Raw genomic sequence first — 16,073 nt, forward strand, 5'->3', positions numbered from 1 at the left:
GTTTCTCGTCGGCTTCCTTCCCGCCCTTTTCTCCCTTGGCTTCCTTTGCTTCGACCTCCGGGCTTTCCTTGACCCAGGTACCCGTCAGTTTGACCTTGTGCCCGACGTGCGTCTTCAGGTCGTTCATGCCAACCACCTCCATGCCGCTGCGGTGGTTCCCATTCTTCACAAGGTACTCGCCGTCGGCGTTGGGGCCGCTGAGGCATCCGGTCATGGTGGATTCCTTGGGGCCCGCTGCGGCGGCCTTAGTGTGGGTGGTGCTTTTCGTGGTGGAGGCTGTGGACGTCTTTGCGGGTGTCGAAGCCTTGGTCGAGGATCCATACGATCCCTGGTACGCCCAGGCGGCGACCGCAAACATCAGGACAAAAACCAGTACTGTGACCTTCTTCATTTTGTTCTCTCCTTTTTGCAACCGGCGCAGTTCTCCAGGGGACGGGCAACCTAGAGGTGCTGCTGCTTCATCCATGCAGGCATCCCGGATGTCCCGGCGCAGGAACAGGGCTAGAATCATAGTCCTTTCACGCACCCCGCACTAGAGGAGCTTCGTCATGAGAACGCCACGGCCGTTTTTTCTGAGTCTCTGTCTGGCCCCCCTTCTGATTGCGACCGCGTTCGCGCAATCTGCTCCCGGCTGGAGCTTTGTCGAGCGCACCCTGGGGCGCGCGGGCAAGCTCCAGGACGGCGTTTACAAGGTCGCGTTCCCGCGCACCGACCTGCACGTGCGCATGGGCCGGACGCCGGTCCTGCCGGCGGCGGCGCTGGGGTCGTGGATGGCGTTTCGCCAGAATGACGCAGGCACTGGCGTTGTGGCCGACGGCGACCTGGTGTTGCTGGAGCCGGAGGTCAACGGCGTGATCAGCGCCCTGGTCGAGCACGACATCGAGGTCAGCGCCGTCCACAACCATCTGACCGGCGAGCAGCCCGAGGTGCTCTACGTCCACTTCTTCGCCCGCGGCGAGCTGGGGAAAGTCGCTCAGGGCCTGAAGGCCGCGCTGGACGCGACCGCGACTCCTACCGGGCCCGCCACACCGTCGAAGGCGGCGCTGACCTTCGATCAGAAGAGCATCGAAGAAATCCTGGGGAAGCCGGGGACGGTGAACGGAGCGGTGCTCGCGTTCTCCTTCCCGCGGCATCACGCCATTGCCATGCACGGGGCGACACTTCCGCCAGCCATGGGCATGGCCACCGCCATCAACTTCCAGCCGTCACCGGCAGGCGTGGCCGCTACCGGAGATTTCGTCCTGCGGGAAGCGGAGGCCAACCCGGTGATTACCGCGCTGCGCGCCGGTGGGGTGAAGGTGACCGCCGTGCACAATCACCTGCTCGACGATAATCCTCACGCGGTCTTCGTGCACTTCTGGGCGGAAGGCAAGGCGGATGCGGTAGCCAAGGCGCTGCGGGAAGCGCTCAACCGCCTTCAGTGAGCGACACCCCCACCCTGTCATTGTCATCCCGAGCGAGTTTGCTTTGAGGCCCGAAGGGCCGAAGCCCTGAGCGAAGTCGAAGGAGAAGGGGAGTCGAGGGATCTAGGGTTCAGACCCGAAGCGCGCTGCGCCCGCCGGGGCGGGCTGGGCCAGAAAACGCGCCCGCCGCGCCTCATTGCCCGCCCAATCCTTGAAGTGGTTGCGGGAGGCGGCGAAGTAGCAAGCAGCAGGCGCCAGTCGGCATCTCTCCCTAATAGTTCTCCGAGGCTCGCGGTCAACAAGAGGAAGCCGGCGCTACCCCTAGTCCATCTCCATCTTTCTGAGCATCATGACGCGGGCCTTGTCCAGCCCCTTGCGCTGCAGCTCAAGGGCGCGTTGCGCTTCCAGGTAGGCCCTCTGGGCGGCGCGGGTGGCATCCAGTTGCGCCCGACGGACGGCCCCCTCCTGGTCGCGCATCAGGAGCGTGGCCTTGCGCAGCTGGTCGCGGTTCCCGGTCAGGCTGGCGGTGAGCTGTCCGGAGAGCTGCTTTTTCAGGCGCTCCATCTGAGGCTTCAGGCGCTCCATCTCCGGGCGCAGGCGCTCCATCTGTGGGGTGAGGTGGTTGATCTCGATGTCCATCTGGTCGAGGTCGATGTCCAAGTCGTCCATCTCAAGATCCATCTCCGGGCCGAGCAGGTGCCAGGCCGAGGACTGCTCCTTGACTTCGGGCAGGACCAGGGAGAGGGTCTGCTCCCGCTTGTCGCGGATGATGCCGACGGCGACTTTGCCGGAGTGGTGAGTGCGCATGGTGCTGCGCCAGTCGCCCCGGTCGCCGACCTTCTCCTGCTCCACGCGGACGATGATATCGCCCGCCCTGAAGCCGGCGGCTTCCGCCGGACTGCCCTTCTCCACCGAGCGGACCAGGACGCCGGCGCCGTTCCTGACGCCGAAGAATTCGCCGAGCTGGGGCGTGAGGTTCTCCACCAGCAGGCCGCTGCGGCTGGAGCCGGCGAGGACGAACTCAAACTCCCGCGTGTCGATCTTGGGGATGACGACCTTGGGCATCTTCACCTTGGGTCCGACGGAGTAGGCGAAGCTCTCGTGCTTGTGGCGATCGGCCAGGGTGGCGTTCAGGGTCATGGGCTGGCCGTCGCGGCTGATGCCCAGGGCGACGGTGCGTCCCGGAGGAATCTCATGGATCATGCGGCGCAGTTGCTCCACGCTCTCCACCCGGGCTCCGTTAAACTCCAGGATGACGTCATGCTCCTTGAGCCCGGCTTTGCCGGCAGGGGCGTCCTGATCCACCATGAGGACCTCGACGCCGCGCTCTTCCTTGAGCTTGAGGTCGGCCAGGCGCTCTTTGGTGACGTCCTGGGTGTCCACCCCCAGATAGGAGCCGCTCTCGGAATCCACCCAGACGTGCTCCTCGCCGCCGACAACCTCGGCGGGCGGAACAGGGGCCACGTTCTGCGCGGCTTCGGCTGCCGGAGCCACTGCGGCCACCGGCGCCATGCCGGTGGCGCCTAGCCACACGCTGGCCGTCAGGCCCAGCAGCGAGATCAATAGGATGCGAAATGCTTTGCTCATGATGGTTCCTCCCGATAGAGAACTCTTTACTTCTTGGCCCGCAGCAACACGATGTTTCCGGAGGTGGTGCGGATCTTCAGCACCGCGCCTCCGCCATTCACTTTGCCTTCGACCAGGACCTCGTGGGGACCCCACTGGTCCGAATCCGAGACGACGCGAAGTTCGCCGAAGTCGGAGTGCACGCTGCCCTTGGAGCCGGATTCGATGGCGCCGCGGATGGTGACGCCGACGTTCGAGGGCAGATAGACGGTGACGTCGCCGGAGCTGGTCTCCAGCATGGAGTCGGTGAGCGAAGCGCCGCCGGCGAACTCGGCGATGATGCCGCCGGCGCCGGTCTCCACCTGCACGCCGCGGGTGAGGCCGGTGAGATGGATGCTGCCGCCGCCCGAGCCGGCGCTGACCTTGCCCTGGGCCGACACCACGCGGATGCTGCCGCCGCCGGTATTGGCGATGACAGTGCCGCCGGCCTCGCCGATCTCCAGGCTGCCGCCGCCGCTCTCCACCTTGACCGCGGCGCCGCACTTCAGGACGCGAATGCTGCCGCCGCCGGTTTCCGCAGAAACCGCCTGGCGGGCGGAGATCACTTCGATGGAACCGCCACCGCTGGTAGCGGCCACGCTGCCGCCGACTGACTTGATGCGGATGCTGCCCCCACCGGTTTCCACGGAGACGTCGCCGCCCATGTTGCCCAGTTCGATGGAGCCGCCGCCGCTGGAAGCGGTGGCGGGGCCTCCGATCTCATCCAACTGGATGCTGCCGCCGCCGGTTTCCACCGCCACCGTACCGGTGATGCCGTTCACGGCGATGCTGCCGCCCCCGGTATTGGCATTGACCGCGGCGGTGCCGCGGGGAGTGGTGATGTCGAAATCCACCGAGGCCTGGCGGCGGCCGTAGGAGTTGTCGAACTGGCCGCGGAAGAGGGCGATCTGGCCCTGCGACCAGGCCTGGATGCGAAAGTTGGAGAACAGCTTGCGGGCTTCTTCTTCCGAGCCCGCCTTCACCCGCTTGCGCAGGATGTAGGTGAGGTTGGATTGGGCGGCGCCATGCACCTTCACCGAGCCGGCCTCGGTGACCACCTTAATCTCGCGCGGAGCGGGAAGGCTGCCGGTGATCTCCTGCACCCAGGTGCTGCCGTCCTTGTAGACCTTGCTCTCGCTTCCGGCGGGATCGCCGCCGAGGAACAGGGTATCGGCCGAGGCCGCCAGTCCCGCCCACAGCAGGAAGGCGAACGGCCATGCGGCCCGCGACCATTTCTTCAGATTCGGTCTTAGTGCGAATGAATTCAGGCTTTTCACTTATGTCACCTTTCTCAGTCCAATTCCGGCATGGTGGCCAGCACGCGCCGGGCTTCCCGGCGGATAAAGTCGTTCTGGTCCTGTTCGGCGAGCTGTTGGAAGACTTTGCGCACGCTCGAATCCGGCTTCACCTTCTCCAGCAGGCGGATGGCCTCGATGCGCACGCCGGGATTGGAGTCCCCCAGCAAAGCCTCCAGCACGACGTTGCGTACGCGCACGTCTTCGGAGACGTAGTCCCCCAGTCCATCGAGCGCCTTCAGGCGGACGCCGGGATTGCGGTCGTAACGCAGGGCGTACATCAGGGCCTCGCGCACCCGGGTGTCGTCGGGGCGGCGGGTGAGGAGGTTGATGGAGTCCATGCGGACGCCGGAGTTCTCATTGTTGCGCGCGGCGTAGAGCAGAAGCTGCTGGATGCGGGGATCGTCCATCGAACCCTGGGCCGACTCCGGCACCAGGCGGTCGTAGCGCACCTGCACGTTGTTGGAGCCGGGCTCCTGGGTGATGCCGCGGATGCCGGCGATGGAGGACTCGTTGGGAGCGGCGGGGCTGGACCCCGGACGCGAGCCCATGCGGTAGGTGAGCAGCACGCCCGCGGTGAAGCCGACCATGAGGATGGCGGCGGCCAGGGCGGGAGCGAAGCGGATCTGTCGCAGCCAGGCGCCCGGGTCGAAGACAAAGCGCTGCCAGCCGGCGGCGGGGCGGACGGTTTCGAGCGACTCCAGCAAGCGCATACGCGAAGCGGCCACCAGGTTGGGCGTGGGCTCGATGCGAGGCAGCGCCGAGGCCTCCTGCTTCAACTCGCGGACCGAATCCGCTTCGGCGGCGCAGCCGGCGCAGCGCGCCAGATGCTGCTCCAGCTCGTGGCGGGCGTCGTCGCCCAACTCGTCATACAGATACGACGGGATGTTTTCTTTTACCCATTCACAGTTCATAAATCATTCTCAGTCTTTCCCCGCTCGCGCTCATCGCATCTCCGACAGCGTGGCTCGGAGCTTCTGGGTGGCGCGAAATAGCGTGTTCTTGGCCGTGTCCTCGGTGGTGTTGAGCATCTCGCCGATGGTGCGCAGCTTCAATCCCTGGTAGTGCTTCAGCTCGAAGACCATGCGTTCGCGCGGCGTCAGCCGCTCCAGCGCGCGTCCGATCTTGTGCCCCAGCTCGCGCCGCATCAGGTCGCGCTCCGGATTGCTGCCCGCGCGGCCGTCGGCTTGGCGGTCCAGCAGGTCGTACTCGACGCCCTGCTTGTCCACCGCCACCGGCGCCTCTTCCTTCCGCACCTGCTTCTTGCGCAGGTGGTCGAGGCAGAGGTTGGTCACGATGCGGTAGACCCAGGTGTAAAACGAACACTCAAAGCGGAAGCTGCCCAAGTTCCGGTAAGCCTTGAGGAAGGCTTCCTGGAAGATGTCCTGGGCGTCCTGCTCGGAGCGGGTGAGGTTGAGCGCCAGCCGCAGCACCGCCTGGTCGTACTGGCGGACCAGCTCCTCGAAGGCAGCGCGGTTCCCGCGTTGCGCCTCCCGGATGAGGAGGGTGTCGTCGGCTCGGCTCAGGGTCTGGCTGGCCATTCGTCCCCGTTCTCGGGGGATTACCTTGGAACCGCCTGTGAATCCGGGCCCGCTTTGGGCGGAAACGCGATACCTGGGATCGCCAACCGCCAGGGGCAGGGCCACTGCTTCGGCCGGCATGTTTGCTCCTGCTGAGTCTCCGTAAGTCTCACCTTCCGGTGTCTTGCCTTACAACCATTGGACGGAGCAGAGGCGGAACCGTAAGCAGGATTATAGCGGCCCGGAAGGCCCGGAACGCGGCTCCCAGGGCTTCCCAAAGCAGGGGTCTTTGCGCATATCCGCCCGGGGTTTTTCTCCCCGGAAGCCGGCAGAGCGAGGCCAGCTCCGATTATGATGAACCCCCATGCTCAAACCTCGGCGTCTGTTTCCCCTGTTCCTTCTCTTTTTCATCGCCTGGCCGGCAGCGCCGGTCCGGGCCCAGCAAATCTCCTACCATCGGGTGGAGCAGAGCGGCGTCGAGGAACGCCTCAAGGGCAGCCCCAATGACAACCAGGGGCGCCAGAAGAAGCTGCATCAGCTTTTTGACGCGGCCGGATGCAAGGGCGAGACCCTGACCGACGTCGAGGTCGAGGGTTCGACGCTGCCGAACGTCATCTGCAAGCTGGCGGGGGAGTCGAACTCGATCATCGTGGTGGGAGCGCACTACGACAAAGTGACAGCGGGCCAGGGGGTGGTGGACAACTGGAGCGGCGCGGCGCTGCTGGCCAGCCTGTTCGAAAGCCTGGGCAATGAGCCCCGCCGCCACACCTTCCTCTTCATCGGCTTCACCGACGAAGAAAAGGGGCTGGTGGGCTCGGCACAGTTCCTCGAGCAAACGACGGCGGAGCAACGATCCAGGATCCGTGCCATGATCAACTTGGACTCGCTCGGCCTTTCTCCTACCAAGGTCTGGCTCAGCCACGCGGACAAGGGGCTGGCGGCAGCGCTGAACAACGTGGCGCACTCCATGAAACTGCCGCTGGCCGGGGTCAACGTGGAGCAGGTGGGTTCGGCGGATTCCGAGTCCTTCGCCAAGAGCAGGATCCCCAGCCTTACCATCCACTCGGTGACGCAGGAGACCTATCCCGTCCTGCACAGCTCGCAGGACACCCTGGCCGCAATCCACATGGACGAGTACTACGACACCTACCGGCTGGTGGCCGCCTACCTGTCTTATCTCGACCAGACGCTGGCAGTGGGCAAGGAAGCTCCCGCGGCGCAAAAATAGACCCGCGCCCGGAGGCGCGGGTTCGGAGATCGAAGGCGGCGGCTACTCTCCCTTCTCCGCTTCCTTCTCTGCTTCCTTTTCCACGACCACTTTGACGCTGGCCATGACTTCCTTGTGCAGGCGGATGGCGACCTGGAACTCTCCCAGGGCCTTGATAGGGTCGTCGAGGTGCACCTTGCGGCGATCCACGGTGAAGCCTTTGGCTTCGAGCGCATCGGCGATGTCGCCGGAGGTGACGGAGCCGAACAGGTGCTCCTGCTCGCCTACCTTGCGGCGGAAGGTGAGGGTGAGCTCCTGCATCTGCTGCGCCACGCCCTCGGCGTCGGCCTTGTCGCTGGCCGAGCGGCGCTGGGCGGCGGCCTTCATCTGCTCGATGACGGCGCGGTTGCCCTTGGTGGCCTCTATGGCCAGCTTGCGCGGCAGCAGGTAGTTGCGGCCGTATCCTTCGGCCACCTTGACCACATCGCCGCGAAAACCCAGCTTGGGTACGTCTTCTTTCAGGATGACTTCCATGTCAGACTCCGGTCCTAAATTTTATCCGACGGGCGAGTCGCCCGCCGCTACACAAGACCTGCCTTGCTCAGCGGGTGGCGAAGGGCAGCAGGGCGATGTTGCGCGCCTGCTTGATGGCCGCGCCCAGGCGATGCTGGTGCGGCGTGCACACCCCGGTGATGCGCCGCGGCGTGATCTTCCCGCGCTCGTTGATGAACTGCGAGAGCATGCGAAAATCCTTGTAATTGATGCCGTCGATCTTCTCCACGCAGAACTTACACACTTTTCTGCGCCGAAAGAACTTGCGCCCTCCGTCGCGGGACGAGCCACCGGGGCGCGGTCCGCGGTCTCCGCCCGGACTGCGGCGGTATCCCCCGCCGGGCGCGGGCCGGCCCACGTGCGGCGTGCGAGCGGCGGGCGTGGAAACGGTTGGAGTGGTGGAAGTGGCAGGAGTGGCGGCCGCCGTCTCCGGCGCCGTTGCTTCGTTCTTCACTTGCTCGTCAGTCATAACTCTCCTTCGTTGTGGGCGTCCGCCAAGGCGAACGCCGGAAAATGATTACACCGTAGCCGCGGCGGCCGGTTCAGCCCCTGCCTCGGCGGCGGACTGCGGCTTGCGCTTGACCCGCGAATCGCGGATCTTCTTTACCTTCTCCAACCGCTTCTGCTCCTCGTCCACGCGCACGGTGAGGAACTTGATGACCGGCTCGGTCACTCGCATGCGGCGCTCCAGCTCGTGCACCATCTCGCCCGAGCCCTCCACGGTCAGCAGGACGTAGATGCCCTCTTGGAACTTGCGCACCGAGTAGGCCAGACGCCGCTTGCCCATGCGCTCGGTCTTCACCGTGCCGGCGCTGGAGGTGACGGAACCTTCCAGGTGAGCGATCAGCTTTTCCACTTCTTCCTCCGGCACGTCGGGCCGGATGATGAACATCACTTCGTAAATACGCGCCATCTCTTTCTCCTCAGCAGCCCTGGGGCTGCGTCATTTCTCCGGACTCTCCGCCGTACCCCGGCGGTTGAACCGGTTCATCGCCTTGCCGGCGCCCTCGGTGAGCAGCACCTTCACCGCTTCGGCGGCCGAATCCAAAAGCTCATCCACGGCCTTGTACTGCGCCTTGCGGAACGGCGAGAGCACGTACGCCGCGCCGTCCCGCACCGCACGCGCCGGAGCGATGCCCAACCGAATCCTTACGAACTCCTGCGTCTCCAGCGCACCGAAAATCGATTCCAGGCCATTGTGCCCGGCGGAGCTGCCCCGCTGGCGAACACGCATCGTGCCCAGCGGCAGGTCGAGTTCGTCGTGGATCACGATCAAGTCCCGCGACGGCTCGGCCTCGAACTTTTCCACCAGCTCCCGTACCGACATGCCACTCAGGTTCATGAAGGTCTCCGGCTTGGCCAGGAGAACTTCTTTCCCGCCGATCTCGGCCTTGCCGGTCAACGCCCGGCAGCGCCGGTTGGAGACCCGAACGCCGCACTGCTCGGCGATCCGGTCCACCGCCAGGAAGCCCATGTTGTGCGGCGTGAACTGGTACTCGATGCCCGGATTGCCGAGCCCGACGATCAGTTTCACGTCTACTCTTCGTTCCGCCGCGAATGCACGAGATCCTTCCCCTTCGGCTTGCTCAGGGTCAGGATGACGCCCGCGGGCTCGAACGCCCGCGAAAGCGGCGTCACTTTTTCTCCTTCTTCTCGGCCTTTTCCGGCTTGGCAGGAGCCGCCTCGGCCTCGGCGCCTTCCTCCGGCACCTCCTGCTTGCCCTTCTTGATGACCTCGGGCTCGGCGGGGGCGGCCGTGGCAGCTTCGGCGGCGGCTTCCGGCGTCGGCACAACCTCTTCCTTCACCGAGACGATGTGTACCACCGGCTGGTTGGCGTCGGTGAGGAATCTCCATTTGGGATCGTGCGGCAGATCGCTGACGCGCAGCACCTTGCCGAATACCAGCTCGCTCACGTCGACATCAATGTGGCTGGGGATGTCGCCGGGCAGGCACTCGATCTCCACCTCGCGCTGCACTTGCTCCAGGATGCCGCTCTGCTGCTTCACACCCGCGGCTTCGCCCTGCAGCAGCACCGGGACCTTCACCCGCAGGCGCTCGTCCATGGCGATGCGCTTCAAATCCACGTGCAGCAGCGCTCCGTACACCGGCTCGTACTGCCAGTCCACGATCATCGCCTGAGCTGACTCCCCGCCCACCTTCAGCTCGAAGATGGTGTTGTGCCCGGCCTGGGAGTTCAGGATCTGCGTGATGTGCTTGGGGTTGAGGCTGACCGCCATGGCCGGCTTTTTGGCGCCGTAGACCACGCCGGGGATGCTGCCGGCTCGGCGCAGGCGCCGAGCCACGTTCTTGCCGCGCGCCTCTTCCGTTCGCGCTTGCGCTTCCACTACGTTCACGGTTGCCGTGCTCTTCATAATCCTTTCCCTATCTCGAAACTTGACTACGAAAATAGCGTGCTGACCGAGGTCTCCTCATGGATGGACTGGATGGCGCGCGCCACCAGCCCGGCGATGGAGAGCACCTTGATCTTGGGCTCGTTGCGTCCCGCGGCGGTCAGCGGGATGGTGTTAGTGACCACCACCTGCTCCAGCCGCGACTTGGAGATGCGCTCGATGGCCGGCCCGGAGAGCACCGGATGCGAGGCACAGGCGTACACCTTGAGCGCGCCGGCGCCCAACAGGGCCTCGGCGGCGTTGACCAGCGTGCCGGCGGTGTCGACGAGGTCGTCGAGGATCAGGCAGGTGCGCCCCTTGACGTCGCCGATGACGTGCATGACCTCGGCCACGTTGATATCGGTGCGCCGCTTGTCCAGGATGGCCATGGGCGACTCCATCTTCTTGGCGAAGAAGCGCGCGCGCTCCACGCCGCCGGCGTCCGGCGAAACCACGGTCAGGTCCGGCAAATGCAATTCGCGGAAGTAGCCCACCAGCACCGGCGAGGCAAACAGGTGGTCCACCGGGATGTTGAAGAAGCCCTGGATCTGGGGAGCGTGCAGGTCCACCACCAGCGCGCGGTCGGCGCCCGCGGTGGTCAGAAGATCGGCCACCAGCTTGGACGACACCGGGACGCGCGGCTTGTCCTTGCGGTCCTGCCGGGCGTAGCCGAAATAGGGGATGACCGGGGTGATGCGCCGCGCCGAGGCGCGCTTGAGCGCGTCAATCATCAGCAGCAACTCCATCAGGTGCTGGTCCACGGGGAAGCTGGTGGGCTGCACCACGAAGACGTCCGCCCCGCGCACGTTCTCCAGGATCTGCACGTACACCTCGCCGTCGGAGAAGCGGCTGACGTTGCACTGGCCGCGGGTCATGCCCAGGAAGTTGCAGATCTCATCCGCCAGCGGCTCATTGGCCGATCCGGAGAAGATCTTGAACTTGTCGTCGCGGCGCGCGCGTTGCGGCTTGCGCTCCGGCTTGGACTGCTCGTCCGCCTGGCTCTTCTTGTCGGTCGTGGTCGCTATGGTCGCCATATTTCCTCCGCTGGTCTGGTTGAACCGCGTTGGACCCCGCTTCCTGCCCCCTGCTTCATCTCTGGCTGGGCGGCTAGGATTCGAACCTAGACTAAGTGCTCCAAAGGCACTTGACCTACCCTTAGTCGACCGCCCAAACCCCGTGTATCGTTTCTCGTGTCTCGTCTCTCGAGAAACCAGAAACGAGAAACTAGAAACCCAGCATCCGCTTCCAATACCCCCGCCGCGGCAAGGTCATGGTCGCCAGCGCCGGGATGCCCTGCTTCTTCAGCCGGGCCGCCGCTTTCTTCGCCGCCGCCGCCGAGCCAAACAGCCCATAGAGCGCCGAGCCCGAGCCGGAGAGCGACACGTACCTCGCCCCACTGGCTATCAGGGCACTCTTCACGTCACGCAATTCGGGATATTGAGGAAAGACGACCTGCTCGAAGTCGTTTTCTATCCCGGTACGGACTAGGTCGAGAAGCAGTGCCTCGGCCCGGTCCCCGCCCTTTGCGGGAACACCGGTTGGGGAACCACTCAGCCACCCCACCATCGAGTGGCTGCAAGCACTGATTCTATCGGACTCGTCGCCACCCGTCAATTTGCCGCCCGCGTCCGTCCCGGCGAGCTTGTCCCAGTCGGCAAAGGCTTGGGGAGTGGAAACACTGATCTCCGGCGTGGCCACCACACAGGACAAAGGCGGCAGATCCTCCAGGGGATAGACCTCTTCCCCGCGGCCCAGGCCCAGCACCGTCCCACCCAGCAGGAACAGCGGGACGTCGGAGCCGACCGCGGCCGCCAGGCGCATGCGCTCGGCGGCCGGAAGGCGCGCTTTGAGCGCCCGCTCCAGCCCGAAGAGCGTGGCGGCGGCGTTCGAAGAGGCCGCGCCCAGGCCTCCCTGCACCGGGAGGCGTTTCTCGATGTGGATGGTGACATGGCGGCGCGCGTCCAGCGCGGCAAGCGCCAGCTCCGCCATGCGGTGGCAAGTGTTGGACTCGTTTTCCGGCACGCCCGGGTGGCCGCAGCGAATCTCGATGCCGCGGCCGCTCGCCACCTCCACGCGCACCCGGTCGTGGAGCGCGATGGTCTGATAGACGGTGCGCAGCTCGTGGAAGCCGTCCTCGCGCCGGGGGCCGATGGCCAGCCCGAGGTTGATCTTAGCGAAGGAGCGGACGCTGACCGGCATGAGGAGAGGATTCTAAATCAGCCGTCCGCAATCCGCAGGAGAGCGTCAGGCATCCTGCGGCTGGCGGAAAGGCAGGAGGCGGCGGATGCGCTCATCTCGCAGATACAGGCCGGCCCAGACGAAGATGCCGAGAATGAGGGCGGTGGGCCAGCCGGGGTCGCCGATGCGCACGTGGGTGGCGATTGCGCCGCCGAGATAGCCGGTCATCAGGATGGCGCCCAACACCGCGGTGCGCGGGATGGCGTAGATCAGCGCCGAACCGAGTTCGAGCACACCGACGACCAGGATCGTGCTCTCCTGGTAGCCGAACTTGCTCATGCCCTCGACCACCTGCGGCGTGCGCGCGAACGCCATGGCGGCACTCGTTGCCAGCACCAGAACAGGGAGAGCGCTGAGAATCCGTCCTGTCCAGAGGAGCCAGGGCTTTTGGGTGTGCGATGTGGTAGGCATGAGTGCGCTCCTTCTTCAGGGTGAGAGATGCGGCAGCAGGGACGGTCGATTCGTCCCGAACAAAGATTTCACAGGAAAAAGAAAACAAATACCAGCAAAAAGCCTGACATCGAGGCTGCGGCTCGGTATGCTTCCCTTCGGAAAGGCAGGTCCCTCGACCCGCGCTCGCTCGGGATGACAACGTTTAATTTTGCTTTGGTATGCAACGTCGATTTTGTTTGGCATGGCAACAGTGATTCCGGAATGACAACCACCGGTTGCCGAGGTGAGGAATGCGACTGAGGCTCTCTGACCTGTGGAGCTGGCAGGGGACCATCGACCGCGGGCCCTACGCCGTTTGGGGCGTGTTGCTGTTCGCGTTCAAGCACAACCTCGACCGCGTGGTGGCTTCCTGGGTCTTCAAGGAGCCGTGGGGGATCTTCAACTACCTGCTGCCGGGCGCGGCATCTTCGCTGCTCGACCTGCCACGGAGCGAGCGGCTCTTCTTCGCCGTGATGGTGGCGATGGCGCTGCCCTTCATCTGGAGCGGCGTGGCGCTCACCCTGCGCCGGCTGCGCGACGCCGGGCTGCCCTTGCCCATGGTGGCGCTGTTCTTCGTGCCCGTGCTCAACCTGTTCTTCTTCGTGATTCTGAGCTTCGCGCCCCCGCGCCCGGCGATCGAGACGTCGGCCGCGGTCCGCGGGCAAAGCTGGCTGGATCGCGTCATCCCTAAGAGCACGCTGGGCAGCGCTGCCGTCAGCGTCCTGCTGACCCTGCCCATCACCGTCTTCCTCACGGTGGTGGGCGCTGAGTTTTTCAGGAACTACGGCTGGGGCCTGTTCATCGGCCTGCCCTTCGGCATGGGCCTGATCTCGGTCCTGATCCACGGCTATCAACGGCCGCGCAGCTTCCCCAGTTGCATCCTGGTGGCGCTGACCTCGGTGACCTTGGCGGGCGTGGCGCTGCTCGCACTGGCCCTCGAGGGCGTGGTCTGCCTGATCATGGCGGCGCCGCTGGCCATCCCGCTGGCGCTCATGGGCGGGATGATCGGCTACGTCATCCAGCGGCGGCGGCTGGAGCCGAGCCCCGTGATGGCCGCCATACTGCTGGCCCTGCCGGGATTGATGGGGCTGGAGCACGCGGCAGCGCCTCAGCCGCGAATGCTGCAAGTAACCTCTTCCGTCGTGGTCAACGCGTCGCCGGAGCAGGTGTGGCGGAACGTGGTCTCGTTCTCCGAGCTGCCGCCGCCCGACGAGTGGGTCTTCCAGACCGGGCTCGCCTATCCCATGCGCGCGGAGATCCAGGGGACGGGCGTGGGCGCGGAGCGCCACTGCGTGTTTTCCACCGGAGCCTTCGTCGAGCCCATCACGGTGTGGGACGAGCCGCGGCGGCTGGCCTTCGGCGTGCGCGACGAGCCGCCGCCCATGGTGGAGCTTTCACCCTACCAATTGCATCCGGCGCATCTCGACCACTACTTCTCCGCCAAGGCGGGCGAGTTCCGCCTGACGCCGCTCCCCGGCGGACGCACGCTGCTCGAGGGCACCACCTGGTATGAGAACCGCTTCTGGCCGGAGAGCTACTGGCGGCAGTGGTCGGACCTCATCGTCCGCCGCATTCACATGCGCGTGCTGCGGCACGTGAAGCGCCTGGCGGAAGAGTCGGCCGGCTAGAACAACGCGCTCTGCTTGCGGTTGGGAGTGATACCAAAATGGTCGTAGGCCAGGCGGGTGGCGACGCGGCCGCGCGGGGTGCGGTTCAGGAAGCCGATCTGGATGAGGAAGGGCTCGTAAATCTCCTCGATGGCCTCGGCCTCTTCGGCCAGCGCCGCTGCCAGGGTGCTCACGCCGACAGGGCCGCCCTGGTACTTCTCGATGATGGTCAAGAGCAGGCGGCGGTCAATCTCGTCGAAGCCGTGCTTGTCCACTTCCAGCATCTCAAGCGCAGCCTGGGCGGTGGCCAGGTCGATCTTCCCTGCGCCACGCACCTGGGCGAAGTCGCGGACGCGGCGCAGCAGGCGGTTGGCGATGCGCGGCGTGCCGCGCGCGCGGGCGGCGAGTTCGGCGGCGCCGGCTTCGTCGATGGCGATGCCCAAGATCTCCGCCGAGCGGCGCACGATCACCACCAGGTCAGCGGTGTCGTAGAACTCGAGGCGCAGCACGATGCCGAAGCGCGAGCGCAGCGGCCCAGAGAGCAGTCCGGCGCGCGTGGTCGCGCCTACGAAGGTGAAGGGCGGCATCTCCAGCGTATGCGTCCGCGCCGACGGTCCCTGGCCGATCATGATGTCCAGGCGGTAGTCCTCGAGCGCCGAGTAGAGGAGCTCTTCCAGCGCGGGCTGCAGACGGTGGACTTCGTCGAAGAACAGCACCTGCTTCTCTTTGACGTTGGTGAGGATGGCGGTGAGATCGCCCTTGATCTGCAGCACCGGCCCCGAGGTCTGCTGGAACTCGACGCCCAGCTCGTTGGCGATGACGGAGGCCAGTGTCGTCTTTCCCAGGCCGGGCGGGCCGTAGAGCAGGACGTGGTCCAGCGCTTCGCCGCGCGAGCGGGCCGCTTCGATGGCGACCGAGAGGTTTTCCTTGACCTTGCTCTGCCCGATGAACTCGCGCAGGAGCCTGGGCCGCAGTTTTAGTTCAAAGGACGCGTCGTCATCAACCGGCTGGGCCGAGACCATGCGCGCCTTCAGCTCTGAGCTCTTTTTCGGGGAAGCCACGCTGGCGCGAGTGTAAGACGAATCCGGGATTCAGGCAATCGGCACGGGTCGAAGACCTGTGCCCACACGTGCTCCTACCTCTCCGGCGAGAAAAGCACGGGCTTGAGGACGAGCTCCGAGGCGGCCTCGAGCGCCAGCTGCTGGCTGCCGTTCATCAACTGGGGCGTGCCCTTCTCGTCGAGCGCCACAGGGATGGCGCCGATCTCTTCTGACGGACGGCCGTGGGCGCGGGGCGTGCGCACGATTTGGTAGTTCACCGAGCGCGTCTCCAGGTTGAGGAAGATCTCCATGCGGATGCTGGGATAGGGAGAGCGCTTGAGCACGAGCGTGCCCGACGCGGGCTTCTCGACTTCGAAGACCTTCTGCTTGTCGTCGCGGAAGAGCTGGTTGAATTCGGCGACGTGGTTCTCCACCACGGCCGCGAACTTGTCCCACAGGGCGGGCGCCTTGTCGGCGACCTTCTTCACGCGGTCGAGGCGCGCCGCGCTCTTCTGCTGCAGCGTGCGCTCCTGCGCCTTGCGCTTTTCCGCCTCGCGCTTGACCCAGCTTTCCGCAGTCATGGCTCCCGCCGGGTGGCGCCGACTTCCACCAGCACTTCGTTCAGCACCGCCACCCCATCCTGATAATCCACGCGCACCAGGCGCATGCGGTACTTGTAGTTGCGAAGCACGGTGGAGGCCAGGTCGAACTCGCGGAAGGAAGCCACCTTGCCCCACTGGCCCTTTTTCTCCGCCCAGAGCTCGTACTGCTGCCAGTCGGGCAT

At 65.5% G+C, this 16,073-nt stretch carries 19 protein-coding genes and 1 tRNA gene; 3 read left to right on the plus strand and 17 right to left on the minus strand.

Translation table 11 applies throughout. The annotated features are described in order from the left end of the window. Positions 1 to 391, minus strand: a 391-nt coding sequence (locus VGQ94_08250) for a hypothetical protein (GenBank protein ID HEV2022507.1), incomplete at its 3' end; no start/stop codon positions are given. 157 nt (positions 392 to 548) lie between these two features. On the opposite strand from VGQ94_08250, the gene VGQ94_08255 reads away from it, so the two are divergent. Then, positions 549 to 1,424 (plus strand): DUF1259 domain-containing protein, encoded by an 876-nt coding sequence (locus VGQ94_08255; protein HEV2022508.1) that lies wholly within the window; start codon positions 549 to 551, stop codon positions 1,422 to 1,424. A 300-nt stretch (positions 1,425 to 1,724) separates the two neighbouring features. Here VGQ94_08255 and VGQ94_08260 read toward each other — a convergent pair whose 3' ends face one another. The 4 genes from VGQ94_08260 to VGQ94_08275 are packed head-to-tail and all read right to left on the minus strand — an operon-like array spanning position 1,725 to position 5,844. Then, on the minus strand, positions 1,725 to 2,990 hold the full coding sequence (locus tag VGQ94_08260) for a PDZ domain-containing protein (protein ID HEV2022509.1): 1,266 nt from the start codon (positions 2,988 to 2,990) through the stop codon (positions 1,725 to 1,727). 26 nt (positions 2,991 to 3,016) lie between these two features. Continuing rightward, the gene (locus VGQ94_08265) at positions 3,017 to 4,285 is read right to left on the minus strand and encodes a hypothetical protein (protein HEV2022510.1); all 1,269 of its coding nucleotides are present in this window, start codon (positions 4,283 to 4,285) and stop codon (positions 3,017 to 3,019) included. Between the two features lie 14 nt (positions 4,286 to 4,299). Beyond that, positions 4,300 to 5,217: a HEAT repeat domain-containing protein gene (locus VGQ94_08270; GenBank protein ID HEV2022511.1), complete on the minus strand. Its 918-nt coding sequence runs from the start codon at positions 5,215 to 5,217 to the stop codon at positions 4,300 to 4,302. Between the two features lie 30 nt (positions 5,218 to 5,247). Next, positions 5,248 to 5,844: a sigma-70 family RNA polymerase sigma factor gene (locus VGQ94_08275; GenBank protein ID HEV2022512.1), complete on the minus strand. Its 597-nt coding sequence runs from the start codon at positions 5,842 to 5,844 to the stop codon at positions 5,248 to 5,250. A gap of 343 nt (positions 5,845 to 6,187) precedes the next feature. Between VGQ94_08275 and VGQ94_08280 the strand changes: the two genes are divergently transcribed. Beyond that, positions 6,188 to 7,051, plus strand: a complete 864-nt coding sequence (locus VGQ94_08280; GenBank protein HEV2022513.1) for a M28 family peptidase — start codon at positions 6,188 to 6,190, stop codon at positions 7,049 to 7,051. A 42-nt stretch (positions 7,052 to 7,093) separates the two neighbouring features. Here VGQ94_08280 and rplI read toward each other — a convergent pair whose 3' ends face one another. The 9 genes from rplI to VGQ94_08325 all read right to left on the minus strand — a co-directional run bounded on the left by rplI (position 7,094) and on the right by VGQ94_08325 (position 12,621). Continuing rightward, positions 7,094 to 7,564, minus strand: a complete 471-nt coding sequence (rplI, locus tag VGQ94_08285) for a 50S ribosomal protein L9 (protein ID HEV2022514.1) — start codon at positions 7,562 to 7,564, stop codon at positions 7,094 to 7,096. A gap of 67 nt (positions 7,565 to 7,631) precedes the next feature. Next, the gene (gene rpsR, locus VGQ94_08290) at positions 7,632 to 8,051 is read right to left on the minus strand and encodes a 30S ribosomal protein S18 (GenBank protein ID HEV2022515.1); all 420 of its coding nucleotides are present in this window, start codon (positions 8,049 to 8,051) and stop codon (positions 7,632 to 7,634) included. A 48-nt stretch (positions 8,052 to 8,099) separates the two neighbouring features. Further along, a complete protein-coding gene (gene rpsF / locus VGQ94_08295; protein HEV2022516.1) occupies positions 8,100 to 8,495 on the minus strand; it encodes a 30S ribosomal protein S6 in 396 nt (131 codons plus the stop codon). Positions 8,496 to 8,525: 30 nt separating this feature from the next. Beyond that, positions 8,526 to 9,116 (minus strand): aminoacyl-tRNA hydrolase, encoded by a 591-nt coding sequence (pth, locus tag VGQ94_08300; protein ID HEV2022517.1) that lies wholly within the window; start codon positions 9,114 to 9,116, stop codon positions 8,526 to 8,528. Positions 9,117 to 9,216: 100 nt separating this feature from the next. Then, positions 9,217 to 9,954, minus strand: coding sequence for a 50S ribosomal protein L25 (locus VGQ94_08305; protein ID HEV2022518.1), 738 nt, complete (start codon positions 9,952 to 9,954; stop codon positions 9,217 to 9,219). Between the two features lie 26 nt (positions 9,955 to 9,980). Beyond that, on the minus strand, positions 9,981 to 11,006 hold the full coding sequence (locus VGQ94_08310) for a ribose-phosphate pyrophosphokinase (protein ID HEV2022519.1): 1,026 nt from the start codon (positions 11,004 to 11,006) through the stop codon (positions 9,981 to 9,983). A gap of 62 nt (positions 11,007 to 11,068) precedes the next feature. Then, positions 11,069 to 11,142: transfer RNA gene (locus VGQ94_08315), tRNA-Gln, on the minus strand. A 54-nt stretch (positions 11,143 to 11,196) separates the two neighbouring features. Then, positions 11,197 to 12,171 carry a 4-(cytidine 5'-diphospho)-2-C-methyl-D-erythritol kinase gene (ispE, locus tag VGQ94_08320; protein ID HEV2022520.1) on the minus strand — a complete coding sequence of 325 codons (975 nt, stop codon included), beginning with the start codon at positions 12,169 to 12,171 and terminating at the stop codon, positions 11,197 to 11,199. Between the two features lie 45 nt (positions 12,172 to 12,216). Beyond that, on the minus strand, positions 12,217 to 12,621 hold the full coding sequence (locus VGQ94_08325) for a DoxX family protein (GenBank protein ID HEV2022521.1): 405 nt from the start codon (positions 12,619 to 12,621) through the stop codon (positions 12,217 to 12,219). 272 nt (positions 12,622 to 12,893) lie between these two features. Between VGQ94_08325 and VGQ94_08330 the strand changes: the two genes are divergently transcribed. Further along, a complete protein-coding gene (locus VGQ94_08330) occupies positions 12,894 to 14,270 on the plus strand; it encodes an SRPBCC family protein (GenBank protein ID HEV2022522.1) in 1,377 nt (458 codons plus the stop codon). Here the strand turns inward: VGQ94_08330 and ruvB are convergent. The 3 genes from ruvB to VGQ94_08345 all read right to left on the minus strand — a co-directional run bounded on the left by ruvB (position 14,267) and on the right by VGQ94_08345 (position 16,073). Further along, positions 14,267 to 15,271, minus strand: a complete 1,005-nt coding sequence (gene ruvB / locus VGQ94_08335; protein HEV2022523.1) for a Holliday junction branch migration DNA helicase RuvB — start codon at positions 15,269 to 15,271, stop codon at positions 14,267 to 14,269. The two genes, VGQ94_08330 and ruvB, sit on opposite strands and share 4 nt — an antisense overlap. Before the next feature lie 113 nt (positions 15,272 to 15,384). Beyond that, a complete protein-coding gene (locus tag VGQ94_08340; GenBank protein HEV2022524.1) occupies positions 15,385 to 15,870 on the minus strand; it encodes a hypothetical protein in 486 nt (161 codons plus the stop codon). Then, on the minus strand, positions 15,867 to 16,073 hold the full coding sequence (locus VGQ94_08345) for a hypothetical protein (protein ID HEV2022525.1): 207 nt from the start codon (positions 16,071 to 16,073) through the stop codon (positions 15,867 to 15,869). Before VGQ94_08345 ends, VGQ94_08340 begins: the two co-directional genes overlap by 4 nt.

Source organism: Terriglobales bacterium, from assembly GCA_035937135.1.
GTDB lineage: Bacteria > Acidobacteriota > Terriglobia > Terriglobales > Acidobacteriaceae > DASYVL01.

What these genes read in the sequence shown, in the direction of transcription:
- rpsR (HEV2022515.1), bottom strand. Translation starts at nt 8,051, where the DNA reads ATGACTGACGAGCAAGTGAAGAACGAAGCAACGGCGCCGGAGACGGCG.
- VGQ94_08305 (HEV2022518.1), bottom strand. Translation starts at nt 9,954, where the DNA reads ATGAAGAGCACGGCAACCGTGAACGTAGTGGAAGCGCAAGCGCGAACG.
- VGQ94_08255 (HEV2022508.1), top strand. Translation starts at nt 549, where the DNA reads ATGAGAACGCCACGGCCGTTTTTTCTGAGTCTCTGTCTGGCCCCCCTT.
- VGQ94_08325 (HEV2022521.1), bottom strand. Translation starts at nt 12,621, where the DNA reads ATGCCTACCACATCGCACACCCAAAAGCCCTGGCTCCTCTGGACAGGA.
- VGQ94_08340 (HEV2022524.1), bottom strand. Translation starts at nt 15,870, where the DNA reads ATGACTGCGGAAAGCTGGGTCAAGCGCGAGGCGGAAAAGCGCAAGGCG.
- VGQ94_08275 (HEV2022512.1), bottom strand. Translation starts at nt 5,844, where the DNA reads ATGGCCAGCCAGACCCTGAGCCGAGCCGACGACACCCTCCTCATCCGG.
- rpsF (HEV2022516.1), bottom strand. Translation starts at nt 8,495, where the DNA reads ATGGCGCGTATTTACGAAGTGATGTTCATCATCCGGCCCGACGTGCCG.
- ruvB (HEV2022523.1), bottom strand. Translation starts at nt 15,271, where the DNA reads ATGGTCTCGGCCCAGCCGGTTGATGACGACGCGTCCTTTGAACTAAAA.
- ispE (HEV2022520.1), bottom strand. Translation starts at nt 12,171, where the DNA reads ATGCCGGTCAGCGTCCGCTCCTTCGCTAAGATCAACCTCGGGCTGGCC.
- VGQ94_08270 (HEV2022511.1), bottom strand. Translation starts at nt 5,217, where the DNA reads ATGAACTGTGAATGGGTAAAAGAAAACATCCCGTCGTATCTGTATGAC.
- VGQ94_08330 (HEV2022522.1), top strand. Translation starts at nt 12,894, where the DNA reads ATGCGACTGAGGCTCTCTGACCTGTGGAGCTGGCAGGGGACCATCGAC.
- VGQ94_08345 (HEV2022525.1), bottom strand. Translation starts at nt 16,073, where the DNA reads ATGCCCGACTGGCAGCAGTACGAGCTCTGGGCGGAGAAAAAGGGCCAG.
- rplI (HEV2022514.1), bottom strand. Translation starts at nt 7,564, where the DNA reads ATGGAAGTCATCCTGAAAGAAGACGTACCCAAGCTGGGTTTTCGCGGC.
- VGQ94_08260 (HEV2022509.1), bottom strand. Translation starts at nt 2,990, where the DNA reads ATGAGCAAAGCATTTCGCATCCTATTGATCTCGCTGCTGGGCCTGACG.
- VGQ94_08310 (HEV2022519.1), bottom strand. Translation starts at nt 11,006, where the DNA reads ATGGCGACCATAGCGACCACGACCGACAAGAAGAGCCAGGCGGACGAG.
- VGQ94_08280 (HEV2022513.1), top strand. Translation starts at nt 6,188, where the DNA reads ATGCTCAAACCTCGGCGTCTGTTTCCCCTGTTCCTTCTCTTTTTCATC.